The organism is Planctomycetota bacterium, from assembly GCA_038746835.1.
Classification (GTDB): Bacteria; Planctomycetota; Phycisphaerae; order Tepidisphaerales; family Tepidisphaeraceae; genus JBCDKH01.
The window spans coordinates 1-7651 of record JBCDKH010000176.1 but is presented as its reverse complement, the minus strand read 5'-3'; the positions used below and the strand labels follow the sequence as shown (position 1 = coordinate 7651).

Sequence of the window (7651 nt, the reverse complement as noted above, 5' to 3'; positions counted from 1 at the left end):
CTGATCGAGACGCTGCCGCGCGGTGCGTGGGTCGCGTCGTACGGACAGCACTCCAAAGTCCTCGCCGCCCGTGGCGGCTACGTCCGATGGCGAGTGCCGGGCACAACCTGGTCGCCTGGCGCCGACGAGCTCGATCGCATTCAGACTGCCTTCGCCACGACGGCTGGAGCGTTCGTCGTGCTCGATGAGCGAGACGGCGAGGACAACGGTGCCGTCCCACCCGAGCAGTTTGCCGAACTGGTTGGCCTTGTCGCGTTGCCTCGGCAGCCGGGTGACGACGGTGTTATCTACGTGCTCGACGACGCAACGCCAGCAACCCGATCAGCGACGTCGCGATAGCCGGCTCCGGCACCGTCGCGGCCCAGGCGTCCATCATCGCCAGGTCACGGGCACCGACGCTGCTGCCAAAGTTCGCCCGCAGAAGCCCGAAGTCCGCCAGGTCCACGGTGCCATCCTGATTGAAGTCGGCCTCGGCGAAGGTCGTGTCGGTTTCGCCGAAGTTGGCCCGCAGGATGCCGAAGTCGGCCAGGTCGACGGTGTCGTCGAAGTTCGCGTCGCCGACGAGCGTGGAGATGAAAATGCGGACGTCGCCCGACTCCACGATGCCGCCGCGATCAGCACCAACGGCGAAGTCGGGAACGCCGTCACCATTGACGTCGTCGACGCCCGCGACCGTTCGGCCGAACTGCTCGAAGGTCTGGTCGCCTCGGAAGTCGTACAGGATCGAGCCGTCCGCTCCCGACAGCACGCGAATGCCGCCGTCGAACGGATTGTCGGCCGTGTCGCCCGGAAGGCCGATGATGACGTCGTCGAATCCGTCGCTGTTGACATCGCCGACGCCTGCCACATCCTGACCGGCGAGCTGGCTGAAGCTGGTGCCTTCGAAGTCGAACAGCTCGGCCCCGGTCGCTCCCGAAAAGACGCGGGCATTGCCAGCGTTGGTGGCATTGATGTCGGCGTCGACGGCGGAGATGACCAGGTCCGGTGTGCCGTCGTTGTCGACGTCGCCCGCCAAGTCCACCGCGAACCCGAACTGCTCGCCCGAGGTGTTGCCGTACGAGACGCCGTCGAGTGTCCGCAGCACGCCGCCTGTGCGACCGGAGTAGACGCGGACGCGGCCAGAGTCGAAGCCTTCTGCCGTCGATCGCGGGGCAGAGATGGCGAAGTCGTCGTACCCATCGTCGTCAACATCGCCTGCGGCCGAGACGGACGCGCCGAAGAACGCACCTAGCGACGGGCCGTCGTATGTGTAGAGCGTCGAGCCGTCGATGCCGGAGACGACGCGTGCCCGGCCGGTCGAGTTGTTCGCGTACACCGCGCCGATCACGAGGTCTGGCGTGCCGTCGTTGTTGACGTCCCCGGCCGCAGAGAGTGAGAAGCCGAGCCCTTCGGTGCTCGACACCAGACCGTCGACTTCGAAGAGCACGTTGCCGGTCAGGCCGGAGTGGACGCGAACGGTGCCATCGAAGCCGTTGGCATCAACGGCCCCGATCGCCAGATCGCTCCGGCCGTCGCCGTTGAGGTCGCCAAGCCCCGCGACGCTGTAGCCGAACTGGTCGCCCGAAGTCGAGCCTTCGAAATCGTGGATCAGCGAACCGTCGAGCCCCGAGAAGACCCGGGCCGCCCCGCTGAGGAGGCCGTTGGGCGTGGCATCGACGGCCCCGACGATGATGTCCGCCAAGCCGTCGCCATCGACGTCGCCTGCACCGTCGAGCGCGAAGCCGAAGCTCTCCGACGGCTGGCTGCCGGTGATCGTGACGCGAGCGACGTGCGTGAAGTTCTGTGCCGACGCGACACCGGCAGCGACGCCGACGACCACTGGGACGAGTTGGAGGGTGCGATTCGGCATGACAGGGCTACGCGTTTGGGTTCAATACCGTTCGATTGCTGTAGCATGACGTCGTGCCCGACTCTGTGCCGTTGACGATTGCGGGCTGGCGTGAGAAGGCGGCGTTTCCGGACTGGCATGTCCGCCGAATGACCGTCAAGCTCGATACAGGCGCAGCAACCGGTGCAATCGATTGTGCTGAGATCGACGATCTGGACGATGGCCGGGTCCGGTTTGTCATTCGTCTCCACCGCCGGACGGGCGACGTTTCGCGCGAGTTTGTCCACGACATCACACGCCGGCAACGCGTCCGCAGCGCCAGTGGGCACGGGGCCGAGCGGCTGTTCGTGGAGACCCGGCTTCGCCTCGGGCCTGTCGAGCGGACGGTCGAGCTGAGCCTGGTCTCTCGGCACAAGATGCTGCACCGCGTCCTGCTGGGTAGGCGTGCCCTGGCCGGGGCGATCCTCGTCGACAGCGGCCGCGAGTTTCTGCTGCCTCGGCCTCCATTCAAGAAGAAAAAGCGACCCTGATGAAGCTCTGCATCCTCTCCCGCAGCCCCAAGGCCTACAGCACCCGACGCCTCCGCGAGGCGGCCGTCGAGCGCGGGCACGACGTCAAGGTGCTCGACCACATGCGGTTCGCCATCGAAGTCGAGCCACGCAGGCCGAGCCTCAGCTACCGCGGGAAGCCGCTCAGCAGCTACGACGCGGTCATTCCTCGCATCGGCGCAAGCGTCACCTTCTACGGCACGGCCGTCGTGCGCCACTTCGAGCAGATGGGCGTCTACTGCCTCAACCCGTCGGCCGCCATCAGCGTCAGCCGTGACAAGCTGCGGTCGCTGCAAATCCTCGCCCGCCACGACATCGGCCTGCCGCCGACGAGCTTCGTCTACCAACGCGGCGACATCCTCGGCGCCATCGAACGCGTCGGCGGGGCACCGGTCATCATCAAGCTCCTCGAAGGCACGCAGGGTGTCGGCGTCATCCTGGCTGAGACGGCGAAGATCGCAGAGGCCATCGTCGAGGCGTTCAGCGGGCTTCGGCAGAACGTGCTGATCCAAAAGTTCGTTGCCGAGAGCAAGGGGAAGGACGTCCGCGCCTTCGTCGTCGGCGACAAGGTCGTGGCGGCCATGCGCCGCAGTGCCGTCGGGACCGAGTTCCGCAGCAACGTCCACCGCGGCGGCACGACACAGGCGATCGAACTGCCCGACGATTACAAGCGGACCGCCGTGCACGCGGCTCAGGTGCTGGGGCTTCGAGTCGCTGGCGTCGACATGCTCGAAGCCGCAGGCGGCCCGGAGGTGATGGAAGTCAACTCCAGCCCCGGCCTCGAAGGCATCGAAGGCGCGACCGGCCTCGACATCGCCGGCGAGGTGATCGCCGAGGTCGAGCGGCAGGTGAAGTTCCCCGACGTCGACATTCGCCAGCGGCTCACCCTCAAGAGTGGCTACACGGTTGCAGAGGTGCCCGTTCCACCCGGCAGCGAGCTGATCGACAAGACACTCGCTGACACGGGCCTGCGTGATCGGGATGTGTTGGTCCTGTCGATCATGCGGCAAGGGCTGACGATCCCGAACCCACGTGGCAGCCGGGAGATTCTCGAAGGCGACACGCTGGTCTGCTTCGGAAAGCAGATGACGCTCGAAACGCTCGTCCCCACGCCGAAGCCGAAGAAGAAGAAAAAGGTGTCCGCATAGGCGATCGTCGACCGCGCTGGGTGCGGAGACCCGTGGATGGGCGGGTTTGTTATTCTTCGGTGATCCGCACAGATGATCCAGGCGGCGGAGGCGCACGCGCGTCTGGTCGCGATCACGAACGAAAATGAAAATTGCTTGACTTCGACCGGCCGATTCGTCACTTTTCGTTGGTCGTCTCGGGAAGAGATCCAGCGATCGAACGCCTGCAGGGAACGCTGCTAGCAGTTGCGACGCTTTCCGACACGATGCTTCAGAGGCCTCCGGCATTGCCGGTCGACTCTGGTTGAATGGCACGACCCGTCGTGGGCACGGCCAAGCTCGACGTCGTTCTTAAGAGAGAATACATGATTCGTCCCCTGACTATCGCCACCGCCGCGACGCTCGCAACGGCCGGCATCGCCTCTGCAGCTGTCGATGAGACGGTCGCTTCCGTTTCGCCTTTGAACCTCACCGTTTCGGCTCAGATCGACCGCGGCATTGTCCCGCGTACGACCCCGGTCGAGGACTTCGAAGCCGGCTTCCCGGCCGGCGGGGTCGGAGCAGTGGCCGACGTTAACGGCTGGAGCCTCGGCAGCGCCTGGGGCATCGAGACCCCTGGCCTCGGTGGAAGTGACTTTGCGATCCAGCTCGCGAACCCCAATCCGCTATCGGCTGGCAGCACGGTCATCAGCCCGGCTGGCGCAACCGGTTTCGGCATCAGCACCTTCGACGTGCGAATCGATGATCTTCCGACGAGCCCCGACACGTTCGGAATCGAGTTCGGCAACAACGTCACCACGACGATCGCAACACGTTTCGTGTTCCAGAGCGACAACACGATTGACGTCCTGCAAGTTGTCGGTGGCGGTGGTGCATTCGTCGAAGAGATCATCACCTTCGCCGATGGCGAGGAGTTCCAGCTTGGCACCGAGGTGCTCGCTGACGGCACGCTCAACGTCTACAAGGACGGCAGCCTGGTCTTCAGCGGTGAGGAGATTAACTTTGCCCTCAGTGGCGTCGCCCAGTCGGCCGATTCGGTCGTCGGGGCTCTCTTCCTGACCGGTACCGGTGCCGACATTGTCGGTGGCTTCGACGGCACGTTCGACAACTTCGGCAACACGCTCGTTCCGGAGCCCACCAGTGCGGCACTGCTCGCCCTGGGTGGCCTGACGGCGCTGCGTCGTCGTCGCGCTTGAGTCCCTCGCCCTTTCAGAACCGAAGGCGTCGGCCCGACACGGGTGGACGCCTTTTTGATTACCGACGCAGCAACAGACCAAGCCTGATCACCGCGACGGCCGCGGTATTTTCGCGGGCCACGCGTTGCTAAAGTTCGATCGCAAAACGCCGAAGTCGGACGAATCAAGTCGCCTGTCGCGCTCGCCATGTTGTCAGCAGTACGACGCCCTCGTCGTGGCGAACGCGGTCGATCACTTCCACCTGCTCGCCCGTCGCCTCGATCATCACGGCGTTCGAGACCTGCAGTCTCGTCATCCCCGCCGCCTTCGCATCGTCGACCGACGCCGACCAGACGAAGCGGCGGATACCCGCGAACACGGCTGCCGAGAAGCACATCGGGCACGGCTCGCACGACGAAAAGAGCGTCGCACCGTCGAGCTTTGTCGTGCCGATCGTCGAGCACGCCCGGCGGATCGCGTTGACCTCGGCGTGGGCTGTCGGATCGTGATCGCGCGAGCCCGTGTTGTGCGCGATGGCGACCAGCGTCTCGTTCAAGCCGATGGCCGCACCGAACGGTGCCTGACCGGCGTCCATGCCCTCGCGACAAGCGGCAAGGGCGGCTGCGAGGCCTTTGGAGTCGAACTCGGACAGGTTGTGCATTCGAGAGGTTTTCAAGGGTTGTACCGTGCGGGCAATGCCCAGCGATCCGCGTGCCGTTTCCGATCTCCTTCGCGGCCAAGTCTCGGTCGACTCGCCTGTGACGATCCAAGGCTGGGTCCGCACGCGGCGGGATTCCAAGGCGGGGCTGTCGTTCATCAACCTGCACGACGGCTCGTGCTTCGACCCGATCCAGGTCGTCGCGCCGTCGTCGCTGGACAACTACGAATCCGACGTTCGCCACCTCACCGCCGGGTGCGCGATTCGGGTCGATGGCAAGCTCGTCGAATCGCAAGGCAAGGGCCAGGCGTTCGAGATCCAAGCCGACGCCGTTGAGGTCGTCGGCACGGTCGACGACCCCGACAGCTACCCGATTGCGGCGAAGCGGCACAGCTTCGAGTACCTGCGCGAAGTCGCCCACCTTCGCCCCCGGACCAACACGATCGGTGCGGTTGCTCGGGTTCGACACACGCTGAGTCAGGCGATCCATCGGTTCTTCGATGAGGAGGGCTACTACTGGATCCACACGCCGATCATCACGACCAGCGACGCCGAAGGAGCCGGGCAGATGTTCCGCGTCAGCACCCTCGACGCGGCCAACTTGCCCAAGACCGAGCAGGGCGACGTCGACTACAAGCAGGACTTCTTCGGCAAGCCCGCCCACCTCACCGTGAGCGGGCAGCTCAACGTCGAGGCCTATTGCCTGGCACTCTCCAAGGTCTACACGTTTGGCCCGACGTTCCGGGCCGAGAACAGCAACACGCCGCGGCACCTGGCGGAGTTCTGGATGATCGAGCCGGAGATCGCCTTCGCCGACCTGAACGACGACGCGAACCTGGCGGAGAAGTTCCTCAAGAGCATCTTCAAGCAGCTCCTCGACGAGCGGCCGGACGACATGAAGTTCTTCGCCGATCGCATCGACAAAGAGGCGGTCGCGAGGTTGGAGGCGTTTGTCGACAGCTCCTTCGAGCGGATGACGTACACCGATGCGATCGCCGCTCTCGAAAAGAGCGGCAAGAAGTTCGAGTTTCCCGTCTCCTGGGGCATGGACCTGCAGACCGAGCACGAACGCTGGCTGACCGAAGAGCACCTCAAGAAGCCGGTCGTCGTCACCGACTACCCGAAGGACATCAAGGCCTTCTACATGCGGATGAACGACGACGGCAAAACCGTCGCCGCCATGGACGTGCTGGCCCCCGGCATCGGTGAAATCATTGGCGGCAGCCAGCGCGAGGAACGCCTCGACATCCTCGACGCCCGCATGGCCGAAATCGGCATCGAGGCCGAGCCGTATCAGTGGTACCGCGACCTCCGCCGCTACGGCACCGTCCCGCACGCCGGCTTCGGCCTCGGCTTCGAGCGGACGATCATGTATGCGACCGGCATGGAGAACGTGCGCGACGTCATCCCGTTCCCGCGGGTGCCGGGAAATGCGGAGTTCTGACCGGGCGAAGTCTGCGGGTCGGTCGGGCTGTGCCGTTGGTGTCGTGCGAGCTTCAAATGGAAAAAAGAAACTCGGTCTCAATTAGCTTGAGACGTGGTCGTGAGTTCGTTAGGTTCTCGCCACAGGAGATCAATGACACTTCAACGACGCACCCGCCTCATCCTTACGACCGCCTGCATCGCCGCCGTCCCCGTGTCGGCCTTTGCGAGCGAGGTCGACCTCGATTTCGCCGCCGACGGCAAAAGCCGCTGGTACGAGTGGAGTTCCGGCGTTTTCGCCCAGCTCGACCAGGGTCGCGATGGCGATCCGGCACTCGACGGCTTCTTCGACGTGACCGACCTTGACGACTCGGACGGCCTGACGCCGATCTTCGGAGCTGTCGACGTCTTCCCGCTCGAAGGCAATCTGGCCGACATTGGCACGCTCAGCTACGACGGCCCGGTCGGCGGCACGGGCACCTTCGCCGTGACCGCGATCAACTTGAACTTCCAGCCCTTCGTCGCTGACGACGACGCGCTGCTCGACGCCTTCAGCACCGGCCCGTACACGACGACAGTCTCGGGCATCTCCGGCACGGTCACCCTCGTCGGCGGCGTCGTGACGTCGTTCGACAACATCGTCGGCGATGTCACCTTCAGCTACCCGAATGCCACCGGCTCGGTCGACTATTTCGGTGACGACGCCCTGGTGCTCGACGGCCTGACGTTCGACCTCGGGCTTCGCGAAGCTGTCGCGCCGTCCCCGTTCTCACCGGTCCAGGACCTCGAGTGGGACGTCTTCGGCGCAGCCTCGGGCGTCTCCGTCCCCGAACCCGGCATCGCGACGCTCGGCCTCCTCACCCTCGGCAGCCTCCTCGGCCGACGCCGCGGGT

8 protein-coding genes are annotated in these 7651 nt (G+C 65.1%); 6 read left to right on the top strand and 2 right to left on the bottom strand.

What is annotated here, in order from left to right:
• A partial coding sequence (locus tag AAGI46_14025; protein ID MEM1013324.1) for a hypothetical protein occupies positions 1-339 on the top strand: 339 nt, incomplete at its 5' end.
• Here the strand turns inward: AAGI46_14025 and AAGI46_14020 are convergent.
• Entirely contained in the window at positions 284-1849 is a 1566-nt protein-coding gene (locus AAGI46_14020) for a dockerin type I domain-containing protein (protein MEM1013323.1), read from the bottom strand. The genes AAGI46_14025 and AAGI46_14020 overlap by 56 nt on opposite strands.
• 53 nt (positions 1850-1902) lie before the next feature.
• On the opposite strand from AAGI46_14020, the gene AAGI46_14015 reads away from it, so the two are divergent.
• The 3 genes from AAGI46_14015 to AAGI46_14005 all read left to right on the top strand — a co-directional run bounded on the left by AAGI46_14015 (position 1903) and on the right by AAGI46_14005 (position 4699).
• Complete coding sequence (locus AAGI46_14015; protein MEM1013322.1) at positions 1903-2358, top strand: RimK/LysX family protein; 456 nt, start codon at positions 1903-1905, stop codon at positions 2356-2358.
• Positions 2358-3524 carry a 30S ribosomal protein S6--L-glutamate ligase gene (rimK, locus tag AAGI46_14010; GenBank protein ID MEM1013321.1) on the top strand — a complete coding sequence of 389 codons (1167 nt, stop codon included), beginning with the start codon at positions 2358-2360 and terminating at the stop codon, positions 3522-3524. The genes AAGI46_14015 and rimK overlap by 1 nt, the downstream gene beginning before the upstream one ends.
• A gap of 344 nt (positions 3525-3868) precedes the next feature.
• Complete coding sequence (locus tag AAGI46_14005; GenBank protein MEM1013320.1) at positions 3869-4699, top strand: PEP-CTERM sorting domain-containing protein; 831 nt, start codon at positions 3869-3871, stop codon at positions 4697-4699.
• A 163-nt stretch (positions 4700-4862) separates the two neighbouring features.
• Here AAGI46_14005 and AAGI46_14000 read toward each other — a convergent pair whose 3' ends face one another.
• Positions 4863-5339 (bottom strand): nucleoside deaminase, encoded by a 477-nt coding sequence (locus AAGI46_14000; protein ID MEM1013319.1) that lies wholly within the window; start codon positions 5337-5339, stop codon positions 4863-4865.
• A gap of 34 nt (positions 5340-5373) precedes the next feature.
• On the opposite strand from AAGI46_14000, the gene asnS reads away from it, so the two are divergent.
• Both asnS and AAGI46_13990 read left to right on the top strand, forming a co-directional pair.
• Positions 5374-6780, top strand: coding sequence for an asparagine--tRNA ligase (gene asnS / locus AAGI46_13995; protein ID MEM1013318.1), 1407 nt, complete (start codon positions 5374-5376; stop codon positions 6778-6780).
• A gap of 132 nt (positions 6781-6912) precedes the next feature.
• Positions 6913-7651, top strand: a 739-nt coding sequence (locus AAGI46_13990) for a hypothetical protein (GenBank protein MEM1013317.1), incomplete at its 3' end; no start/stop codon positions are given.

Excerpts from the sequence above, each read along its gene's own strand:
- AAGI46_14020 (MEM1013323.1), bottom strand. The coding sequence starts at position 1,849 with ATGCCGAATCGCACCCTCCAACTCGTCCCAGTGGTCGTCGGCGTCGCT.
- rimK (MEM1013321.1), top strand. The coding sequence starts at position 2,358 with ATGAAGCTCTGCATCCTCTCCCGCAGCCCCAAGGCCTACAGCACCCGA.
- AAGI46_14005 (MEM1013320.1), top strand. The coding sequence starts at position 3,869 with ATGATTCGTCCCCTGACTATCGCCACCGCCGCGACGCTCGCAACGGCC.
- AAGI46_14000 (MEM1013319.1), bottom strand. The coding sequence starts at position 5,339 with ATGCACAACCTGTCCGAGTTCGACTCCAAAGGCCTCGCAGCCGCCCTT.
- asnS (MEM1013318.1), top strand. The coding sequence starts at position 5,374 with ATGCCCAGCGATCCGCGTGCCGTTTCCGATCTCCTTCGCGGCCAAGTC.